The sequence below is a fragment of the Pseudomonas paralactis genome (assembly GCF_001439735.1).
GTDB classification, from domain to species: Bacteria; Pseudomonadota; Gammaproteobacteria; order Pseudomonadales; family Pseudomonadaceae; genus Aquipseudomonas; species Aquipseudomonas paralactis.
The window spans coordinates 40,929-63,005 of sequence record NZ_JYLN01000010.1 but is presented as its reverse complement, the minus strand read 5'-3'; the positions used below and the strand labels follow the sequence as shown (position 1 = coordinate 63,005).

Sequence of the window (22,077 nt, the reverse complement as noted above, 5' to 3'; positions counted from 1 at the left end):
GCAGCCAACCGCAGCGATCCACACAGACCAAGGATAGATCCTCAGACAATGTAGGACTATTCCTACAAGGCATAGATAATTTTTCTCAGCCGACATCAACCCCAACAAAACATGATGAATTAGAGCATATAAAATATGATGAAATATATTCGGACGGGAAATCCGATAGCGGAAAATCAATCACACACCGAGAGGGATTATTGATATTTCTAACACGATTCACATTCAGGCATGAAGTGAGTCACATCATCAGTGGACAAGAAACTCGACCGCACCGAGACAAAAAAATTGGCGTGCCTCTGTGAGGCAACGCCAACCTAAACTTCTACATTTTAACCTTGCATGTTTTTATCGATTCTAAAGCACTCAACATGCGCAAGGTGTTGGTGGGCGCAAAAAAATCAACTACCCAAATGAATTGCCTGTTTTTATCTTTCGGCGAACCATACATTCGGCAACCTTGCTTGTACCGTCACAGTTTTGATCTGCGTGTAGGCATTCAGGGTCTCCCGACAGAACTCTCGGCCAATACCACTATTTTTATAGCCGCCAAAGGCGGTGCCATCGGTAATGTTCGAGTAACGATTGATCCACACCGATCCCGCCTCCAACCTTGCTGCGGTTTCCATAGCGTGCTGCAGGTTGCTGGTATAGATTCCGGACGCCAAACCGTATTCGGTGTCATTGGCCTGGGCGATCATCGCTTCATAATCATCCCACACGATCAGCGAGAGTACCGGGCCAAAAATCTCTTCCTGGCAGATGCTCATGTCATTATGCGTTAGTAACAAGGTTGGCTGGATGAAGTAACCGTGTTCACTACCTGATACGACTGCGCGACCGCCCCCCGCGAGCAGCTCGGCGCCCTCCTCCAAGCCCATAGTGATGTAGCTCAACACACGCTCACCTTGTTGCGCGTTGACCAGGCAACTGACCCGCGACTCTTCAGACAGCGGAGACCCCACTTTCACACGATTGAATGCGGCAATCAGTTTTTGCTTGAACACTTCAAAAATCGCGGCATGCACGAACAAGCGGGTGCCGGCCAGGCACGACTGTCCGTTGTTATGAATAGCAGCGAAGGTGGCGTTATCGACCACCGCATCAATGTCGTCGATATCGGGGAACACAATATTGGCGCTCTTGCCCCCCAGTTCGAGTGTCGCGGGCACCAGACGCCGGGCGGCCACACCGGCCACAGTGCGACCGACTTGCGTACTGCCAGTAAATGACAGCTTCCTGACCAGAGGATGCTCGCTCAACGCCGCACCGACGACCTCCCCCAACCCGGTGACCATATTCACCACCCCGGCAGGAAAGATTTTGTTAATCAGCTTGCCTAACTCAAGCGTCGATAAAGAAGCGTTTTCATCGGGCTTCAAAACAACAGTATTGCCGGCTACCAATGCCGGAGCGAGCTTGAACGCAGCCATAATCGCCGGCGCGTTCCAGGGAATGATCTGCCCGCACACACCCAAGGGTTCACGTTTGGCGATGGCGTAACCACCGTCGATTTCCCGAGCAGTGTCTTCATGAGCCATGATCACTGAGGCGAAATAGCGATAGTGCCGAACGGCGGTAAGGTAGTCCTTGCGTACTTCGCTAATGCAACGACCCACGTCATGGGCATCGATCATGGCCAGGCGTTCACTGTGCTCTTCTATCTCGTCCGCCAGCAGATTTACCAGACGTGCGCGCATCTGCTGGCCCAGGGCACGCCAGGCTGGAAACGCTGCATGCGCCGCATTGACGGCGCGGTCGACGTCCGTGGCATCGCAATAGCGGATATAGGCCAAGTGCCTGCCCGTGGCGGGATCGACCGCGGCAAACGAGCGCGACTTATCGTCAGTTTCAAACACCCCGTTGATCAGTGGACCATAAGACGTATCAAAATGGATGTGCATGGAGAACCTCATATTTAAAGGTGAAATCTGGATGAACCCTGATATAAAATTGCAATTACTTTATTTTTCGTCCAATCAGGTGCTGCATGGATCCTCTGTCCGACGTCCTTTCATTGTTGAGAATCCGTAATTACCATTCCGCCACGCTGTCCTTGGGCGGTGATTGGGCCTTCACCTTTCCTGAACGCGAAGGCATCAAGTTCACGGCGGTGGTCAAGGGCAGTTGCTGGCTGCAAGTGGATGGCGAACAGCAACCGCAGCAACTGCATCAGGGCGATTGCTTTCTGATGACCAGAGGTATGCCTTTTTCGCTCTACAGTGATATGTCCCAGCCGGTGATGAATTCCGACGGTCACTTTCAAACCCTTGCGGCGGACGAACTGGCCCTGCATTACGGCGGCGATGAAACTCAGTTGGTCGGTGGCCGCTTTGACTTCACCGGTGTCCCTACTCAATTGCTACTCAGCGGCCTGCCCTCGCTGGTTCACGTACAAGGCAATGAACCGCAGGCCTCGGTCCTGCGCTGGGCGCTGGAGCGCTTCACCTCGGAGTTGCAGCAGAAGCGCCCAGGCCGCTCGCTGATGAACGAACACTTGGCGCACCTGATGCTGGTCGAAGTTTTGCGCACTCACTTGGCGACCCTGGAAAGCAGCGGCATCGGGTGGTTTTACGGTTTGGCCGACCGCAACCTCAGTGTTGCCTTGAGCGCGATGCACGCCGACCCAGCCCATCGCTGGAGCGTCCAGGAACTGGCGCAACTGGCAACCATGTCGCGCTCGGCGTTCGCGTTGCGCTTCAAGCAGGTGGTCGGCGCAGCCCCCATGGAGTACCTGACGTACTGGCGCATGTTGCTGGCCAGTGATCGGTTGAAGAACTCCGATGACTCGGTGTCCACCATTGCGTTCTCATTGGGTTATGAGTCCGAAAGCGCATTCAGCACGGCATTCAAGCGCGTCATGTTGCAGTCGCCCCGCCACTATGTGCGCGAGCATGCCGCCCAGGTTTAGTGCAGCCCGCCGCCGATTATCAGGGTTTCACCGGTGATCCAGCCTGCATCCGACGACGCCAGGAAGGCGACGGCGGGTGCAATATCCTCTGGCTGACCGATGCGCCCCAGCGGCGTGATGGCTTCTATTTTTTCGCGGAACGCGTCTTCGAAAAAACCGCTGGCATGTACGCCTTCGGTGACAACCAACCCTGGGTTTACTGAGTTGACACGGATATTTTTGGGGCCTAGTTCATTGGCCAGGGTACGGGTGATGGCGTCCACAGCCGCCTTGGAGGCGGTGTATACCGCCGAGTTGGCCGGTGTGAACGAGGTGACGCTGGAGCTGATATTAACGATGCTGCCACCCTTAGGGTTGAACACTTCAACGGCTGCCTGGGTGCACTGGATCAGACCCAGGACATTGAGGTTGAACTGGCGATGAAACTCCGCCTCGGTGATGTCGGCCAACGCGCTGGTCGAGTAAACGCCGGCATTATTGACCAAAATATCGAGGTGACCATGCTCATGCACAATGGTCTTGAACAGCGCCTTGAGGTCGGCCCTGTTCGACACATCGGCCTGCACTGCATGTGCCCTCGCGCCGGTTTGCAGGATATGTTCAACCACCCGGTCAGCGTCCTCGCGGCTGTTGGCGTAATTAACGATGACAGTGGCGCCATCCTGGGCCAATTGCTTGGCAATGGCCGCGCCAATGCCCTTGGAGGCGCCGGTCACCAGCGCGACTTTCTTGTGCAACCTTTTCATGTTCACTTCCTTTCTGTTGCTGGCTGAAACTCAGTGAATCCAGCTTAAGAGGATGTGGGGAACCGGTTAATAGCCAATGCTCCAGAAAAGCTCTTTGATCGTCCAGCTGACAAACCGCACATTGATAATTGACGCGAGCCACTGACTAGTCGTACGTAAAAGTCACACTGACCGCCGCGGTTATTTTTCCGGGCGTGGCGACTTTTTCCGTTCGAATGTACTGAACGCTCATCGCCTTACTGAGAGCTCCATGCGTCAAACTACCCATTGAAGATTTCACCGGCGGAGAAAAAATAACGGCCCGGCCTTCGTCCGACAATTGCAACGCTATGCCATTCGCCTTCAAAGGTTCATCAGCCAGGGTTAAGACAGTAGATGTATTCGCTGGGTTATAAACGTCAGTCATCGCGTAACTGACCTTGAATGAGGGGGCGCTAGCATTGCAGGCTAAACTTAAGGTGAATGCCCCCCCTTCTACCGTTGAACCTATCGCAGGAATAGAAACGATGCTTACCTGTTTCAACTTGACGATGGCGGGCGTTGTCAGTACACACGACGTACCTTTTGCCACAAACGAAAAGCCTTCACTTTGCATAATCCATTTACCAGAATAGACGCCGGGCGTCGAATAGTTAATATCACCTCGAACAAGATCTAAAAGATCTATATTGCGCACACCGGAAGAAAGGCTCTTGCTGGAGCTATAAAACCTTATTTTAACTAAAGCTTTCAGATCAAATGCTGAGGTCCCGGAACCGGGACCCGTTACTTTGGAACTTACGTAGGGAGCCGAACCGAACTGCTGCTCTGCTCCATTATCTACTGCAAAAGTACCAAAATAGAAAACATCAATAAGATTCGTTTTATAGAGCTTGTAACTAACCCCTTCAAACACCACTGAAGTGCCGGCAACGGCACCAACCGCACTCATTTGGTTAGTATAGGTACCATTGTACATTTCAACACACTTGAGCATCATGGTACCCGTATGCCAAACACTAGATATCACACCCCCACTGTCGTATGGTACATCCGTAATTTTTGGATAGATTTTATTTCCGCTGATTACACAACCTGCCAATGCAGAGCCCGGCAATGCAATCAGTAGACCAACAACAACAATCCAGAAACTTCTTCTGCACCTGCGAAAACCCCACATATACTTAGTGCCTTTATTAAATATTGCGCTGGCGTTGCGCTCGCTTTCTTAAGAAGGCCACACACAACAACAAACAAGTAATTACCAAGGGGACAGATACAAGATTGAGCCATCTCATACGCACACCCAACTGCTCGATCTGAAAGTTGAGATGGCTCGCGACCTGACGCATTTTCTTGTCTAACGCATCTTTTTCATTGCTGAACTGATCAAAAGTCGCTTGCTGCTCTGCCGTCCGAGGCATATCCCGTCCCTGTTCAGCGGCCAACGCAGCGAGACGCTTTTCAACCAGATCGAGCTTATCTTGCAGCTCGCTTCTCATGTCGCGATAACGCTCGCGGGCTTGCTGCTGCAACTGTTCGACCACAGTGAACGTTCGGCTGTAATGCCCCCGCGAGCGTAAGCTGATCAAGGCATCCGATCCGGACAGGCTGTCCAGCGCATTGAGCACCAACACCGCATTGTCAGCCCATGGCACCGTGACCGAACGGCCCCCTTGCTGCTGCACATCCGCCCACAGGTTGTCGCTCAATACGTCTGTATCCGCCACCACCACAACGTTGATATTCTGCGCCTCGGTAAGCGCTCCGGGAGAGTCCAGGAAAGCCGAGCGTGCCGCCCCTTGAAGGCGTACCGCGATCAGGTAACGCTCGCCTGTAGCCTTGAAGCTCTTGGACAACTCATCGGGCTTTTCCAGATGATTCAGAAGCGCTGTCTTGTAGGGCATAGCCTGCTCCGAACTGTGCAGCAGCGGTGTCAGAGTAGTTGTTGCACCCGGCAAGGCGCTCAAGATACCGGCGGTGGTCAGGTTAAGGCTGCCAATACCAGCAGTAATCACATCCTGTTCATTCATCGCAGAGGGTGACAACCCCAGGGCAGTCACTTGCCAGACCGGCTCTGCGTCTTGTGCCAATGCCACAAACTGACCGTAGCGGCTGTCGCCTAACACGCTATCGGGTAGAAGCTTGATGCCCCACGCCTTGAACAAAAGCGCGAGGTCAGAAGACTTGTCTTTGCTGGGTATCCCAAAATAGTAATCGCCACGATCCTGCTCGCTATAAGGGTCGACGAACACCAGCAAACGCCCACCACGCAGCACAAACTGGTCAATAGCGCGCAGTGTCGTCACAGGCAACCGTTTGGGATGCACGAGCATCAGGACATTGAGTGCACTGTCGATGGTGTCGACATCGGACGCCAATTCGCGCACTTCAAACGCATTGTTGATCTCCTGCATAATGCGCCACGGCTGCCGGGTTCGCCCCGACTGCACATCGAAGCCACCTGCCAATGGCAACGAAGACATCAGCCCAATCACGGGCCGCGCAGGCCGATTCAACTTCTGCAATGTGCGGCTGATGTCGTACTCAAGGAACGTTTGTTGTTCAAGCGCAAAGAACCCAATGCTGGCGTGGTGCGCCTGGGCGTCAACGATGGCCAACCCAAAGAAAACCGCAGCACCCGCCTTGCCGATAGGGGCAGGTTGCAGGCCAAGTTCGACTGCTCGGGCTTCGTCTGCTGAAAACGGCGCAGGGTCAATCATGTGCACCCGTAGTCGACCATTTGACACACGTTCATATTCACGCAGCAGTGCCTGGATGCGCACCGCGTAACTGCGCATGACCGTAAGGTCCCTGGCGGCCTGGCTGGAAAAGTAGAAGTACAGGTCGGTGGGTTCCAACACGGCCTGAATGATCTGACGCGACCCCGGGCTCAGGGTGTAAAGCTGCTGCTCGGTAAGGTCCAACCGCATGGACGCCAAACGTGGTGCCAACTCGAAGTTGACCGCCACGAACCCAGCGATAATGACCATTAGGCGCAAGCAAGTGCGCGTCACCGATTTGAATGACATGGCGTCATACTGCCTTTTTCAATTCAACCGCAATCACGGTGACGGCGAGCCAGCCAATGATCTGACTGAAAAAATACAGCACGTCCTGCGGGTCGATTACACCTCGGCATAGTCCTTCGAAATGTGTGAGAAAACTCAACGAAGCCACCCCATCGAGCCACGGCAAACTTGACCAATCACGCAAGACATCCAATACCACCGGGAAGCCACAGGCCATGAATGCCAGACATAACGCCATTGCAGTAAGGAAGGCAATCAGTGGGTTCTTGGTCAGTGCCGACAGGCACCCGCCAATAGCCAGGCAACTGCCGGCCAGTAGCCAACTGGCCATATAACCACAAAGGATGACGCCGTTGTCTGGCGCCCCCAGGTAGTTGACTGTAATCACCAGTGGAAACGTCAACGCCAGCGCCAACCCGCTGACCACCCAGGCGGCGAGGAACTTGGCTACAACCGCCTCAGCCGTACCCACCGCCAGGCACATCAACAGCTCGATAGATCCGCTCTGCCGCTCGATAGACCACATGCGCATGGCAAGGGCCGGCAGCAGCAACGCATATAGCCACGGCAGATAGTCGAAGAACGGTGCCAGGTCAGCCTGGTTACGCTGGTAGAAGTCACCCAGGTAAAACGTGCTGATACCGCTGAGCAGCAGTAGCAAGAGGGTAAACACATACGCGACGGGAGTGACGAAATAACTGCACAGTTCGCGCTTGAACACCGGCCAGAACGTCCTCATGGTTGTTGCTCCCGCGTCAGCAGCCGGAAGACCTCCCCCAGTGAGCCTCGCTCGACTTCCTGGCGCGGTACATCCCAACTGCGACTCAGGATCAAAGAATTGATGGCCGGTAATATGACCGTTCCCGTGCGCGCCAGCACCCGCACGCTATAGGGTTCAGGCCCCGCCTCTATGCCTGCAACGCCGGGCAGCATGCCAAGCGTCATTACATCCAGGGGCCGGGTGGCGTACAACGTAACAGCCTGGTGATAGCGCGAACGACCTTCCAGTTCCAGAGGGGTGCTGTCGACCAACAGCCGACCTTTATCCATGACCAGCACGCGGCCGCACAATGCAGTAACCTCTTCGAGGATGTGGGTAGAAATGATGACGATTTTGTCGCGGGCCAACTCCTTGATTTGCTCGCGCACGCGGTACTTCTGATTCGGGTCCAGGCCATCGGTGGGCTCATCGAGAATCAGTATCTTTGGATCATGCAGAATCGCTTGCGCCAATCCGACCCGGCGCTGGAAACCCTTGGATAGGGTGTCGATGGTCTGGCCACGTACTTCCATCAGCTCGAATTGCTCAAGCATGGCCGTGACCCGCGCCGTCTTTTCGCGCCCACGAAAGCCACGCACTTGAGCAATAAAACCCAAAAAACTTGCGACGGACATTTCGTTATAGCAAGCAGCTGTTTCAGGAACGTAGCCGATCAGACGTTGAGCGTGGCGCGTCTGACGGCGTATATCAAAACCGAAAAGGTTGGCGGTGCCTGAAGTTGGCGACATGAACCCGGTGAGCATACGCAGGGTGGTGGACTTTCCCGCGCCGTTGGGGCCGAGCATCCCCAACACCTCACCCGAGGTGGCCTTGAACGACACATCGTTTACAGCAAAGGCTTTTCCAAACCGCTTGGTTAAATGGGTGATATCAATCATGACAGTCAAATTACCTACGCGGGCATTGAAGCGCCTCTAATAAGTGTACGCCTCGTTTGGCGACGCACCTTAACCGCCGCTCGTACGCAGCGGAAGATTGCACAAAGCAAATCCGAAAACGCCTTGGCAGTTGTCGAATTATCGCCGCCACCCGTACGGATTATCTTACGGCGTAGCGTAGGTGATCTATATAGCCTGTGTAGTACATATTCATCTCACTCAACCTAGATCCGCGTCGCCCTCATCTCACAGCACCCAACACGATTCACACGCAAGGTAAAGCACCTTATGCTATTAAAATACTTTACACCATTAGCCTCATATCATTATGAAGTACCCGGTCACTTGCTTTCTGCTGCGACAATACGAACGCAGGGCTGGGCATTACCGTCCCACTCCCTGTCTCCATCAACTACACAGGTGAACGAGAAAACTCTCAGCTCATTTCGTCAAGTTGGCATTCAGTTTCAAACTCACAAGCAATCACTTGCTCATTGGGAGAAATTGAGCAACTTTATTGCGCCGACATTAAAATATATGTAGATACCGTCGCGAGCTTCAGTGGTAAGCGAGCTTTACTGAATGACACTACATATGATGTATTTAGTACGGGTACGCCAGGGATAGGTATGATCGGCGAGGTTCGCGTGTCAGGCGACTATCTGCCGCTGACAAATGCCAGGACACTACTGGTCCGGCCAATACACACTAATCCTGTAGTCTATCACTTTGGTATGCATACTCAGTAAACTGTGGCGGCACTTACGATAATTACGAAGTAAGTTACATGATGACAGACACCAACTTTCCTGACAACACAACTCCAAACTTAAAACTTACTCAACCCTACAACACAGTAACAGGAATCTCAGCGCAAACAACAGATAACAATAACGCAATAACATTTACCCCCTCAAACGCCACAACTAGCAGACAAACTTTTGGCACCATATCCTTGAGTGGCAACACCCTGTCCAAAATATTGATCGCCCGATATATCTGCACCAGCACAACTATCACACCCGGGGCGGTAAGCGCATGTCATACAAGCAATATCTAACTCACTCACCGAAGTGACCATATCAATTTAACAGCGACGAATACTGGATAAAATTATGTTGTTTTGCAAATCGACCCCACATCTTCCCAACAACAGTCGAATATCTGCACACACCTATCGAACTGCCATTGAAAAGTGCATTTTATCTGACAACGCCTTCAGGGCCAGCTGACTTGTTTGCTCGCCCACATTGAAAGTTTAGTCCTTACGGAGCCGAATCCCCTATGTTACTAAGAACTCTCGAAGTACCCGATGCCCACGGACATGTACTCAACGCAGTCGTCCTGTGTGCTTTCGCCGCAGCCCCAGATAACCAGAAGTTTCTGGTTTACAGCCTCAATGAGAAATCGGACGATGACCTGGTCAAGATTTACCTGACATCTGTTGAAGGTAACCAACTGCAGCTGAGCATGTGTGATGCCGCACCCGAAATGCTTAAGCTCGCCACCCAAATACTCAAGGTTATTTTCCGGGACGCTTGCACGACAGAACCAAAGCAGACCGACGATAGCTATACCTTACTGGACCTTAACGACACAGACATTCAATGCAGCGCAATAAATACGCATTACAGCTTGAGGGTCAGCGACGCCTGGCTCCTGAGCCTTATGCAATACAACCCACAGGCTGAGGCAAGTGACCCGCCGGTGCCGTTGCAGGCCCCTGTAAACGCCGTGCCCGTGACAACATACGGGATGAGCGGTTCGATAGATGCCCCCTTGGTAAAGCTCGGCGAAAAAACAACGTCAGACAAAATAGAGGCGAACATCAAATCACTGATCGCCAGCGTCACAAATCATAAAGAAACGCTACTGAGCAAGTATGTTCAATTGGAGGACCGTCAACGACAATTGGAAGAGTGGGATCAGCTATTGATGCAGCGGGAATCCGCTGTGCAAAAACGTGAAGATGATCTTCTGACCATTATTAAGTTACTACAGGAAGGCGAGAAGCAGCTTAATGGACTGATGGGTGCTTGAGTCTCACACACTCCACTGAAGATATAATGAGAGGCAGGCATCAACGACATGTAAGCGGGAACTCCGCTGCCCAATTAGCGGCGCCTGCCCTCAACACATCCTTACTGCTCAATCGAATACAGTGCGTACTTAAAGGTATTTCCGCACTCTCACCTACCTGCTTCATCGCAGACCCTGCTCCGTCATATCAAATCAACTGCTTGGTCAGTTTATTATTCATCATAATTCCGAAACCAACCTCGAGTGAACGGCGGCTTCGATATGACTATAGCCCTGATCGCCGATATGCAAATGCAAGCTGGTTGCGGCCTTGAATGCATTGCGCTCAGTATAGATATCAAAAAATAAGGATTTTTTGCTTCAGAACGCTCGACACTGAGAAGTACGTAAAGCTGAACCGTGGTTCAAACGCATCAGTGGGCACGATAGAAATGGGATTTTTCCACGAGGTAGATATTCAGCGCCAGCTGAATGTAAAAGTAGCTTGCCCATTGGCACTACCAGGTCGTAAGGGATTACCAGTGCGAACGTAACGCGCGCGTAATGGAATTTGAAATAGCGCTTCACCACGTTTGATTTCACCGGCTTTCCATCGATTAACATTGTCCGGAGCAGAAGAGTCAGGCCCAAACTTTAGGAGATCATCACCGTGAAAAATCTGTATACCTATCCCGCTTGCAGTTGAGCGAGGACTTAACGACAATATATCGGTAATATTTCCAGGTGAAACAACATCAGTCAAAGTGATGTAGGGATATATTGACACACCTACATCCCCGCCCGTGCAGGACAATGATATAGAAAAATAGCTTGGGCTTGATGTATCTCCGAGGCGAGCAAAAGAACTCAAAGATACTTTCCCCAATTGCACAGCAATTACGGGCGTGGAGACCTTACAACTTGGTCCGACCTTGATCGACGAAGCACCACTGATTGTCAGTTCGAACCGACCACCACAAGCACCTCCCATGTCGTAACACAACGACATCCAAAGACCAGGGACTTTAATAGCAGACGTGGCGCTAATGGATCCTACTTTAACTAACTCAATTGAGAACTTTTGCTGATAGCTGTCACCAGTCACCCAATTTTTTATAGGGTAGGGACTATAACCATCAATGGGTGTTGGTTTCAGTTTTACGCCACCAGGGTTATCCCTTGAGGTATAATATACATTGTACCTTACCCCTATACCTGGGACATTCGTTTGAAACACATCTTCAAACCCAGATACTCTAAACGACTGCGCAGTAAGCCAAATATTTGGCTCAACGACTGCTCCGCCCAACCGTGTAAAAACTGGAGCAGAAGACCAAATAACACTGCCAATTGCAAGACTACCTGGAATACTCAAAAAGGTTGGCAGCTGTATATTGTTTTTCGAAGGTGTAAATTCGCCCATTGCTTGAGCATGCATTATAGGATGCATTAAAAATGCCATTACAAAACAATAGAACACTCGCACTGAACAATCCTTCTTAGTTTGTTAATAACATATATTACCCAATCGCTAAAGAGCACCCCAGCAGACTACTCACAAAATCACGTCGACAAATCCCAACCCCATCACAGAAAAATCCTACGGGCAAAAAAAGCGGCTGGCAGCCTATGCTCAACTGATCCCGGACACGACGTTAAGTCTTTTTTCGGACTGAGTCGGCGGCAGTCCGTTGCCCTGGCGCTTGCGATTGATCAACTTCGGTGCGGCGATCTCTGCCGTGGTGACATTGACGCAGTTGAGTATTACGCAGGTTTGCAACAGCGTTGATACTTCATCACGGGTGTCGGACAGGACTTAGGGTTCAGTCAGCGACGGCTTGGTCAGGCATGCCTCTCCAGGAGAATAGTCACTAACTCCGTTGTCATGAGGCACGAAGGTACTGCCCATGGGCAGATTCCATAGCCCGGTACGATCCTCCCAGTACAGCGGGGTTATGATCACCCCGCCGCGCTCTTCCTGCAGGAAACCTCGGGTATACGGCAGCCAATTGGCGATTTCCGGGTACATGGTCAAGCACAGGACCAAGCGCTTGGATGAGCGGATACCTCCCACCTTTTCACCACCAGCACCATCCGGCCAGAGCCAAGGGCGTCAAGGGCTACCACTGGATACGGCAGGCGAACCATGTCGACATGCGCCTGGCGTAGCTCGCTCATGCCAACTAACTTGGCACAGTTGGGCAGCAGGAATTGCACGCTGTCGTGCAGTTGCTTCGCCACAAACGTGTGAGCCGTACGAATACCGGGAAGATCCTGACTCAGCAACGGTAGGCACACCTCCAAGTGCTCCGAGGCCTGAATCGAATTGTTCATGCTGCGACGTGATCGGCCTTATCCATCAGGCAATGTGATGGTGCACACCAACTATTGGGCAACCGTCAATACCCGAATCGTTGCATCCTTTCCATCACCGTCGACCACAACAGGAACGTCGTCGGGTTTGAGGCCGATGAAGGCGAACTGCTTGCTCTCCAGTGGCTGCCAGTCGTTCAAATCTGGGCCGCCTTAACGCGACCTACGCTGAGGCCGGCTAACAAAAAAACACCTGAAAAATGTCATTTCCATGAAGGATCTACTCGACAATGAAATCCGTTATCGTCGCCATCGCCCTACCGCTCTTTGCAGGCTGCGCAACGCCGAAATATTGGGAGGCCACCGGCAGCAGTGCAACCTCCTATGTACGGACGCCGTTTGAGTACGCTCAGATCCGGGAGTCGCAAGGGCTGGCGATTGCCACGGGGCGCGGCCAATTTTGGGATTACCAACGCGCTGAACGCGCGGGCGACGAAAAGTCCGAGTGCCGGACCACGGAGCAATTCCACTGCCTGGAAACTACCGTGACTCAGGATTACCAGTGCCAGAAGTGAGGCCCTCCCAAGGCGTCGAGGCGCGTCGGGAAGTTGAAAGAACGGTAGCTGGCCTGGTGACAGGCGAACTGAGCGTATCTAGAAACAATACGAACTTGAGTGCGTCCCCTACGGTTCTGCACACAAACAAAAAAAATGCCGAAGCGTCTATTCCGTAAATCGCAGGCAAAAAAAGGCCACTCGCTAGAGTGGCTTTTTCATTAATGCGTGGAGCGGGAAACGAGACTCGCATCTGGAGTCCGACCCATTGAAATCCAAGGGGTTTATTTTCTTGCCGAAGCAGGAAAAGACTCAATTCTGGACTTGTTTTTGGGGTGTTCCCCCCGTATCTTCAAGAGCGAAAAAAGGGGCAATTCCTTTGCCTTTTTACAAGGATCAACAGGGAATACCCCCCCCCCCCCCCCGAAAAGACGTCCCAACCTCCCCCGCTCACCAGTCAACTCACAACCGACGAATATCGGCTACCGCAGGCAACTCTTCGGGCTGGTAGACCATGAGCAGATGTTCTGGAGCCCTCTCCCGCTCTGGATCAATGGCCGCTCGGAAGGATTGGATTAAATACTTGGCGATAGGGGCGCGGACGTTAAAAACCGTTGCTGCAGTACCCCCCATGTATTCCTCACGGACCATACGGACCTGTTCGGCCGACAGATCCCTGTGTGGCACCAGACGCACTGCAACTATCCTGTGCCAATCTACGTCTCGATCCAGCCTTGGGAGGCCGGCGTCTTCAGATGCACTTGCCGCCGAAATTCGGCCAAGATTTAGGTCGCAGAATGCCTCGGCTTTCGAGCAGTACGCCCGGATGTGCCACCGCGGCCCCGCTTGAATAAGCGAGTGCAGGCGAATTAATCGTTCATGTGCTTCAGGATTACTCAAGGAGCGATAGAGCACTCTGATGCAACGTCCTAGCCGCATTGCACGGTGAATCTGAGCAAACAGCGGGTGCCGGATCGATGTGGCATCGACCTGAATGCTCTCAACCGCCACACCTGCGGATACTGCACCTAGGCTTCCAATTGCTCCGATGAGTCTCTGGTACTCATCGAAAGTGCCACGGGTGAGTGTAGGACATAGGCTTCAAGAACCCACACAGCTCTTGCTACCACTATAGGGCTCGCAAGCCCACAAGGTGCGGATCCGGAAACCTCATCAGCGACGAATCAGATTGGCCCCTGGCACACTTCGAACTGTCCGCCTGCAACTACGATTTATCTGATAACGTTCATGAGCTCGACTGACTATTCTGCTCACCTCACCGCTACTCCTCAGTCTGACAGAGCGGAATTTCCAATGTTATTGCGAACACTTGAAATACCCGATGCCCAGGGCCAATTACTCAACGCCGTGGTCTTGTGCAGCTTCACCGCGACCAGTCTCAACCGGCAGTTCCTGGTTTATAGCCTCAATGAAAAATCGGGCGATGAGCTGGTAAGGATTTACCTGACGTATCTTGAAGGCGAGGATCAGAGGCTGCGCGTGTGTGATGCTCCGCCCGAGACACTTACGGCGGCGGCTCAAGTACTCAAAGATGTTTTGCGCGATGCGTGCGCGAGTGACCCAAGACAAACCGAAGATACTTATGCGTTGATGGACCTGTCCGACAGCGTCATTGAGTGCAGCCCTGTAGATACGCATTACAGCTTGAAAATCAGTGACGCGTGGCTCATGAGTCTCTTGCATTACGACCCACAGTCCAAAGCCAGTCCCCTACCCCTGCAATCGCAGCAGACTGGCAATTGCTCACCTACAGCAACACGCGTGACGAGCAGCTTGACGGGTGCGTCGGTGAAGATATGCGACGTACAGACGACTTCGTCAAAAATTGACGCGAACCTGAAATCACTTGTCGCCAGCATTACCAACCATAAGGAAATATTGCTGGGCAAGTATGTACGACTGGACGAGCGTCAACGCGAACTCGAACAGCGCGAACAGCAGTTAGTGATCCGTGAGCTCGCATTAAACCAGCGTGAGGACGAGCTAATGACCAGTATCAGTTCCTTACGGGCAGCTGAAATGCAACTCGATGCACTGCTCGACAACTGAAACAGCAGCGAGGCAACTGGCGGGGCACGGCTGTCAGGATAAGCCGTTGCGCATGGCTGGTGTCCAGCGGCAAACCACGCGCCTGGACAGCTGACGCCAGCCCAGTTCGTGGGACAAACTAACGTCGTGTCCGGGATTAGTTGACCGCTACAACATAATCTAACACTTCGATACACGTATCAAAAGGAAAAATTGCAAATAACTCCGCCAAAGCGATCGAAGAGAAAGTCTGAAATATCCTTAAGCGCGTGCGAATTATCTGATAGCCGCGCCGGTGCCACCGGAGTATTCTGCCGCTATATATTATAATAGGTGCTTAGCCTTTCCAAACTATCGTACGCCAATACCTGAACGTCATAATCGAGACTCTAGCATGACCCCGAATACGTTACTGATCAAGCAACTCACTGCAGCTCTACTTTTATTATCTCCTACAATTACTTTTGCAGCGTGTGCATTTACTTCGAGTACGAGTAATAGACCAGATTTAATACAGATCGACATGCCAGAAACTATAACGCTGCCACGAGACCTCGCCTCAGGAACGATCCTTTTTGAATCCTCCGTGTTCACACAGGGGCCCGGATATTCTTTCAATTGTTCAACTCCGGCACCTTTTGGCATAAAAAATAACTTGGGAAGCGCCGTCGTAGGCACCTCGGAGTACCCTATCGGCAATACTGGGCTTTCTTGGGTAGTTCTTCGATCGGGAAACGCCTCACGGGCGTATGGGACTATCACTCTCCAGCCTAACAACTATAACGATATTGGAAGAACCACACAAATTCGTATCATAAAAAGCGGTAATATAACTCAAGGGGCGACTATTCCCGCAGGTGAGTTCGGCAGCGTGGTGGCCGATGGATTGGCGCTGGGGATTTACACATCAAACAAAATTACCCATATAGTTCCCAGCGCCTGCGAAACACACAACGTCAACGTAAAAATGGGCCAACACCGCTTAGAGAATTTTTCTAAAGATAGCTCTGCCGCGTCAACAGCAATCCCTTTTAGTCTTGGGCTTTTCAACTGCCCAACAGGTATTAATAGCGTTACATATACACTTACCCCTACATCGTCCTCGCCCTCGTTGAGCGACAACCAAGGCCTAATCCGTCTCACTCAAGCCTCTACGGCTAAAGGTATAGGCTTGCAAATAACTGATGGCAATCTAAAACCTGTTCCATTGAACAAGGCAATAGCTTTCAACGAATACTCAACCAAAGGTGGAAATTTCACCATTCCTTTGAGCGCTCGCTATGCGCTACAGGCTACTGGAACAGGAGTGGTTCCAGGTACAGCGAATGCCGAAATCACATTCACCATGAATTATAATTGATCTAACGATCACTTTTCATATTGAGCGGCAAACCTAAACTGCATGAATTTCGAAAAGTTTCAGGCGACCACTATCGGGCCCCTCAGGCCTTCGACGCGTCTTCGTTTGGGCGACTCAGCTAGCTCCCCGCTACTGCACATAGCCCCTTCTGCTATTCGCCTGGGTCCGACAGTCCCACACGCAGCAATTCGCTGGTTGAGCGCTGTCCAAGTTGCACACACCCGCCATTCAGTGATCGCAGGTCTCGAAGTAAATCAGCCCAATGCCGCTTGACTCAAGGCGGCGGGGCCACGTTTATACCCCGGCAAGCGCTTGTTCCTCCCGCCGGACAAACGCCGCTAGCGCCTCAACGTTACGCTTTAGCCCCTGTTGCACCACCGTGGTCTCCAGATCAGGGCATACCTCAATCAAGCGCTTGCCCTTAGCAGCGGCCAACGCCTTGGCGTCCGGCCAAGTCCTGGGCAATGACTTCAAAAAAAATTGAAGCATACGTTCGGGCACTTGGATCTCATCCACACCGAGGCCCTCGGGCGCCACGGACACTTAAAACACTACGGGTTTCAGCAACCCAAACTTTTACCTACTTGCCTACTAAGCCCTCGTAGAAACAACGATGGCTAACTCAGATCTGCTCACTTCACTGCTATCAAAGCTCTACGATAACCAACTGGCCCTAGGGATGGTGTGTAAGCGAACAGCCAACACACGTACAGCGCCCCCCCCAAATTAAGAGCGATGGTGCCCCTTGGCTGTCGCCAACACAGCCTGCGTTTGGGCTAGGCGAACAGGGTCCAACTGCCAGTCGGCACCCTTAACCCGCGATTTACCTGCCAATCGCGCAAACGCTGGCACCGTCGGAATGGTGGGGGCATCGTAAACGGCCAGCATCGCAATACGCTCCCGCTGAATATCCAAAACCGTCTGCTCCGCTTCCTTGACCACGCCCTCCTCCGCCGCGACTTCACACGTCGCAACAACCAACTCGAACAGCGAGCGCAGCATCTACTCATCCGCGAACAGGCACTAAACCAGCGTGAGGATGAATTACTGACCAGCATCACTTCCTTAAAGGCAGCTGAAGAACAACTCGATGCACTTCTCGACAGATGAAAAAATCCAGCAAGAAAACAAAAATTATTGGTTGTCTAGAGAATCGACATACGCCGCCTGCTGTATTCCATCAAGGAAAAGTAAAGGTAAACTCCGCCGCTCCATTCGCAGCACCAGCTTTCAATGCCTCACCCTGCCCCTGGCGAACATAATGCGCGCTCAACGGTATTTTGGCTCCATCGCCAGCCCGTTTCATCGGATAAGCCGCGCCGTCATAACGAACCACCTGATGCGTCAACTCATTGATCATGACTATCCCAAAACCCTGGACACTGGTCACAGAGGGTTCAAGAGTCAGTATCGTGGGGTCCGCAGGCGGCCCGTACTTGTCAGTGAATGTAATCTCTGGCTTGGCGTTGGCCGCGCATTGGCTCAACTCGATGGCAAAGTGCACAGGCGTTGAGGTCGAGCCCACTTGCGGAAAATCGTTCAGGCTCATGCGCCCCAGTTGCACCGGTATCGTCTGGTAGGTTTGCACGTCACAGGTATTTGGGATTTCAATCGGGCCACCATTCCCCATATTGATAGCAGCGGGCCCCATCAGCAGGTAGGGCGCACGACAGATGCCAATCGGTATGTTGTCTGTAGGTACCTCCACACTGCTGCCAAAAGCAGCTTTGCCCCTGGGTAAATCCACCGCATAAAGCGCAAGCCGAGAACTGCCGGCGACACGATCAACGATCAATTTTCCGGCAGGCAGTTGGCTGGGTGCGACCGTCAGAATCAACTGTTGCATATAATTGGTAACCATCGTTGAACCACGCGTTTGCGCAGCGGACGAATCATATTGAACACGCTCTTTCTCCATCGCTACCGGCAACGGCGTTTGCAGCAGTGGTCGACGTTGGCCGTCCGATGAGTTCACATATATTTTCAGGCCAATGCCGTCAACGTTGGTGGGGGCAATTCCGTCTGTCAGCGGTGTACCGGGTCCCCAATACCCCATAGAAACCAACTCATGGGCAATGCCGGCAGCCGGGGCAAAGTTGTAGTTGGCATTCAGCGCTACAGCGCGCTCCCATAACACCGAGCCAGTGGGCGTATTACTCGTCAAAGGTGTCACTTGCGACCACGGCCTGCCCATACCGTTGCTGAATGTGCAAGACGTCGCAACACTGTCGACCAACGTCCCGGCTTCAGCCGCCACGCCACATATAAACAGCCATATGCCGACGCACACTATGGCCGACCTTGAACGCCGAACATTTAGTATTGAATTCATATCAGGCATCGCAGAGTCAACAGACGGCCTGACGCATCACCTGCGTCAGGTCGTCTGTGATTAGAAGGAAAGGTTAACGATCAATGAATGGAGCCAAAATTTATGCCATACAAAGGCACAAGCGCAGCCTCTCCGGAGACGCCATTGAATGCCATATCACCGAAGTTAGCTCCGACCAGGCCACCAAAGGTCTGGCCATAATAAGGCGATAACACGGTGAGCTTCCCAGTAGCGACAGACAGGCGAACGTTTCCGGCGTTCGTGCCGACCAAGCCCCCCAGGGTGGCATTGCTACCACCACTGACCCCGCCAGTTGCCGATGAGTTGGTGATAGAGCTCTGGTTTAGACCGACCAAGCCGCCCACGATCGCACGCACGCCCCCCTGAACGGTGCCACTGGCCATGGCCGATTCAATATGACTGCTGAAGTTGCTGCCATGGGTGCCGACGAGGCCGCCGACATAGCTGCTTTCCCCACCCACCACCGCGCCACTGGCTTCAACCGACTGCAACTCGCCAGCATTGGCCCCTACCAGGCCTCCCACCTGACTTGAAATCGACCCGCTGGTTTTTCCGCGAGCCACGGAATGAGTGATGGAGCCCTCATAGTTGTTCCCCACCAGACCGCCAACCCGAGCATTGCGCCCGCCTGTGACAGTGCCCAAGGCTTGTGCTGTATCAATGGTGCCGGAAATATTATTCCCCACCAAACCACCAACATTCTCCCCAGCGCTATCCCATACATCGCCGCCAGCCTTGACCTCTTTGAGCCTGCTATTCTGGCTAGTTCCCACCAAGCCTCCGGTACCGATGGCGCCGTACCCTGTAACTTTGCTGGTGGAGGTTGACTGGATAATGTCGCCGTTTTTGCTGAAGCCTACCAGACCGCCCACATTACCGGCCCCCGTGCCGCGTACCTCACCCGATGACGCCGTGCGCTCAAGCGAACCGTTGGAGTTGAAACCCACCAGGCCGCCCACATTGACGCCGGCGCCGTTGCCATTTGTCGACCCGGTACTGATGGCATCAGTGATGAAGCCCCCCTGGTTGGCACCCACCAGCCCGCCAACGCCACCCATGGCGTCTCGCTGCATGGCGCCGCCCACCACGGTATTTGAAACCACATGGTCTAAGCGCGCCGTACCGCCTGAGGTCGTAACGTTTTCACCGACCATACCGCCGATGGCGTGCGTATACGCGTTGCCCGCCACGCGCCCGCTGGACACGGCATTTTTGATTGTGCCACCGTAGTTTTGCCCAACAACCCCACCGACGCTGTTCGCCCCGCTGCTGCCAGCGTTGACCAAGAGGTTGCGGGCAGTCACGTTGGACAATGTACCGACGTTCAGCCCCACCAGCCCTCCGATCGCTGCAAACCCATAGGCTTGCGACCCACCATTATTGATAGTCGCACTCGCCAGTGTCAGGTTGCTGATCGTGCCTGAGGAAACCGCAAACAGCCCGCTGTTACTGCCGGTGCTGGAGACCCACAAGTTGCTCACTGTGTTGCCCAAACCATCGAAAACACCTCCGAAGACGGATTTATCGCCAATCGCCTTGAATTGAGCCTCGCGGCCAACGATGTTATTACCCAGCACGTAATGGCCGTTGAGGTTCGCGTTGATGTTCTGTAACTGCGCAAGGTTCTGGATCACGGTGTATCGATCACCATTGGAGGCGTACGTCGCCCCTGCGCCAGACAAGGTCAACTGACCGCCCGTGCCTAATACCGAATCCCCTACGTGATTCAATGTGAGGTCGCTGAAGAGCCCGGTCAGTGAAACCTTACTGTTTACGTTCACATCACCACCGGCGTTGACCGCTACACGCGCACCGCTACCGGTCGCAGCCACGTTACCGTCGAGGTTGACGTTCCCGGTCGCGCTCAAGGTCAGACCATTGGCGCTGTTCCAGGCTATCGGCCCAGCCAGGTTCAAATCACCGTCGGTACTGACCAGCTCAATATTGGTGCTGGTCAGGTTGCGCGACAATGTGTCGGAGTAGGCTGTCTTTCCCGCAGATGCTGCAGTTGGCTGAATCTGGACTGTCTTGGCGCTGACTTTAAACGTACCGGTCTGGCCATTGGTGGCCAGCGTATTGACCTGGGTACCCAATTGGGTCTCGACCGTGGCGCCCTTGGCCTCGATGATGCCACCGCTGCCATAGGTATTTTGGGCGTGAGCCTGCAGCGAACCGCCGACCTTGACCGTACCTGCATCGCCGCCATCCAGCGTGATACGGCCAGCTTTGCCGCTCAAGGTTTTGGCTTCAATGGCGCCCTGGTTATTCACCACCGTTTGCAACATCGCATTGGCGCTTTTACCGCTCATCAGCACCTGACCACCGTCGGCCTTGAGCAAGCCACCGTTTTGCGCCAGGGCGTTGATCGCATCGCCGGTGACCTGAAGGTTGAGCAGTTGGTTGCCGTCGAAATTGACCGTGAAATCATTCCCAGCGCCCAGTGCAACCTGGCCCATCTGGGCCTGGATAACGCCATCGTTGCGCACCTGATTGCCAAGCAGCGCAATACTGCCGCCCGGTTGTGCGTTGATCGTGCCGCTGTTGCTGATTTCAGCATTGGAAACACCGCTGAAGGTGTATTTGCCCGCGACAAAATCCGCATCTTTGATGTCCTTGGTGGTGGCAATCAAGCTGCCGACGTTGATCTGTGCGCCCTGACCGATCACGATCCCGTTGGGGTTGACCAGAAACACGCGACCATTGGCGTCCATCTGACCTTTGATGCTACTGACATTGGTGCCAATCACTCGGTTGAGCGCGATAGAAGAGGCGCTTGGTTGGTTGAACACCACCTTTTGCCCAGCGGCAATGCTGAAGTCCGTCCAGTTGGTGATCAGCTTATCGGTGTGCTGGTTGATCGACATTTGCGAATTGGATTCAAACCCCAAAATATCGGCCTTGCCGGAGACCACCGTACCGCCTACCGGCAAGGCAAATGCCGGTGAAGCGCCCAACAACGCCAACGCGCCGATGGCCGAACATTTGGCGCCGGTTTTGCAGTGCCGACGAGCCCCTTCGTGAGCAACCTTCCAGCAGTTCATCGCGTGGTTCCAGACCAGTGAGTAAACCTTGTTCACATGAATTTCCTCTTCCTTAAATGAC

The 22,077-nt window shown here is 53.2% G+C and carries 18 protein-coding genes; 5 read left to right on the top strand and 13 right to left on the bottom strand.

Translation table 11 applies throughout. The features are described from left to right. Window positions 1-428 precede the first annotated feature (428 nt). Complete coding sequence (locus tag TX23_RS22275) at window positions 429-1,904, bottom strand: aldehyde dehydrogenase family protein (RefSeq protein WP_057704047.1); 1,476 nt, start codon at window positions 1,902-1,904, stop codon at window positions 429-431. 86 nt (window positions 1,905-1,990) lie between these two features. On the opposite strand from TX23_RS22275, the gene TX23_RS22270 reads away from it, so the two are divergent. Beyond that, a complete protein-coding gene (locus TX23_RS22270) occupies window positions 1,991-2,911 on the top strand; it encodes an AraC family transcriptional regulator (RefSeq protein WP_053150309.1) in 921 nt (306 codons plus the stop codon). On the opposite strand, the gene TX23_RS22265 is transcribed toward TX23_RS22270, so the two are convergent. From TX23_RS22265 to TX23_RS22245, 5 genes are all read right to left on the bottom strand, one after another. After that, the gene (locus TX23_RS22265) at window positions 2,908-3,657 is read right to left on the bottom strand and encodes an SDR family NAD(P)-dependent oxidoreductase (RefSeq protein ID WP_053150306.1); all 750 of its coding nucleotides are present in this window, start codon (window positions 3,655-3,657) and stop codon (window positions 2,908-2,910) included. The two genes, TX23_RS22270 and TX23_RS22265, sit on opposite strands and share 4 nt — an antisense overlap. 145 nt (window positions 3,658-3,802) lie before the next feature. Next, window positions 3,803-4,816 carry a fimbrial protein gene (locus TX23_RS22260; protein ID WP_082629685.1) on the bottom strand — a complete coding sequence of 338 codons (1,014 nt, stop codon included), beginning with the start codon at window positions 4,814-4,816 and terminating at the stop codon, window positions 3,803-3,805. 16 nt (window positions 4,817-4,832) lie between these two features. Next, entirely contained in the window at window positions 4,833-6,668 is a 1,836-nt protein-coding gene (locus TX23_RS22255; RefSeq protein WP_057704045.1) for a Gldg family protein, read from the bottom strand. A 4-nt stretch (window positions 6,669-6,672) separates the two neighbouring features. Then, the gene (locus TX23_RS22250; protein ID WP_005787291.1) at window positions 6,673-7,407 is read right to left on the bottom strand and encodes a heme exporter protein CcmB; all 735 of its coding nucleotides are present in this window, start codon (window positions 7,405-7,407) and stop codon (window positions 6,673-6,675) included. Beyond that, a complete protein-coding gene (locus TX23_RS22245; protein WP_057704044.1) occupies window positions 7,404-8,327 on the bottom strand; it encodes an ABC transporter ATP-binding protein in 924 nt (307 codons plus the stop codon). Before TX23_RS22245 ends, TX23_RS22250 begins: the two co-directional genes overlap by 4 nt. Before the next feature lie 1,284 nt (window positions 8,328-9,611). Between TX23_RS22245 and TX23_RS22240 the strand changes: the two genes are divergently transcribed. Further along, on the top strand, window positions 9,612-10,367 hold the full coding sequence (locus TX23_RS22240) for a hypothetical protein (RefSeq protein ID WP_057704043.1): 756 nt from the start codon (window positions 9,612-9,614) through the stop codon (window positions 10,365-10,367). A gap of 457 nt (window positions 10,368-10,824) precedes the next feature. On the opposite strand, the gene TX23_RS27520 is transcribed toward TX23_RS22240, so the two are convergent. Together TX23_RS27520 and TX23_RS28850 are read right to left on the bottom strand one after the other, a co-directional pair. Further along, a complete protein-coding gene (locus tag TX23_RS27520) occupies window positions 10,825-11,832 on the bottom strand; it encodes a fimbrial protein (RefSeq protein WP_157243935.1) in 1,008 nt (335 codons plus the stop codon). Window positions 11,833-12,731: 899 nt separating this feature from the next. Then, a complete protein-coding gene (locus TX23_RS28850; RefSeq protein WP_277953085.1) occupies window positions 12,732-12,860 on the bottom strand; it encodes a hypothetical protein in 129 nt (42 codons plus the stop codon). Between the two features lie 89 nt (window positions 12,861-12,949). Between TX23_RS28850 and yecR the strand changes: the two genes are divergently transcribed. Next, window positions 12,950-13,234: a YecR family lipoprotein gene (gene yecR, locus TX23_RS22230; protein WP_057704041.1), complete on the top strand. Its 285-nt coding sequence runs from the start codon at window positions 12,950-12,952 to the stop codon at window positions 13,232-13,234. Between the two features lie 441 nt (window positions 13,235-13,675). Here yecR and TX23_RS28845 read toward each other — a convergent pair whose 3' ends face one another. Then, window positions 13,676-14,224: a WYL domain-containing protein gene (locus tag TX23_RS28845; RefSeq protein WP_082629683.1), complete on the bottom strand. Its 549-nt coding sequence runs from the start codon at window positions 14,222-14,224 to the stop codon at window positions 13,676-13,678. Window positions 14,225-14,461: 237 nt separating this feature from the next. Between TX23_RS28845 and TX23_RS22220 the strand changes: the two genes are divergently transcribed. Together TX23_RS22220 and TX23_RS27510 are read left to right on the top strand one after the other, a co-directional pair. Further along, complete coding sequence (locus TX23_RS22220; RefSeq protein ID WP_157243934.1) at window positions 14,462-15,283, top strand: hypothetical protein; 822 nt, start codon at window positions 14,462-14,464, stop codon at window positions 15,281-15,283. A 373-nt stretch (window positions 15,284-15,656) separates the two neighbouring features. Further along, window positions 15,657-16,622 carry a fimbrial protein gene (locus TX23_RS27510; protein WP_082629682.1) on the top strand — a complete coding sequence of 322 codons (966 nt, stop codon included), beginning with the start codon at window positions 15,657-15,659 and terminating at the stop codon, window positions 16,620-16,622. 294 nt (window positions 16,623-16,916) lie between these two features. Here the strand turns inward: TX23_RS27510 and TX23_RS22215 are convergent, their stop codons facing one another. The 4 genes from TX23_RS22215 to TX23_RS22200 all read right to left on the bottom strand — a co-directional run bounded on the left by TX23_RS22215 (window position 16,917) and on the right by TX23_RS22200 (window position 22,052). Then, window positions 16,917-17,123, bottom strand: a complete 207-nt coding sequence (locus TX23_RS22215) for a hypothetical protein (RefSeq protein ID WP_157243933.1) — start codon at window positions 17,121-17,123, stop codon at window positions 16,917-16,919. 225 nt (window positions 17,124-17,348) lie between these two features. Then, window positions 17,349-17,624: a hypothetical protein gene (locus tag TX23_RS22210; RefSeq protein WP_057704038.1), complete on the bottom strand. Its 276-nt coding sequence runs from the start codon at window positions 17,622-17,624 to the stop codon at window positions 17,349-17,351. 178 nt (window positions 17,625-17,802) lie between these two features. Continuing rightward, a complete protein-coding gene (locus TX23_RS22205) occupies window positions 17,803-18,795 on the bottom strand; it encodes a fimbrial protein (protein ID WP_242462656.1) in 993 nt (330 codons plus the stop codon). Window positions 18,796-19,034: 239 nt separating this feature from the next. Beyond that, window positions 19,035-22,052, bottom strand: coding sequence for a two-partner secretion domain-containing protein (locus TX23_RS22200; protein WP_057704037.1), 3,018 nt, complete (start codon window positions 22,050-22,052; stop codon window positions 19,035-19,037). Between the last annotated feature and the right edge of the window lie 25 nt (window positions 22,053-22,077).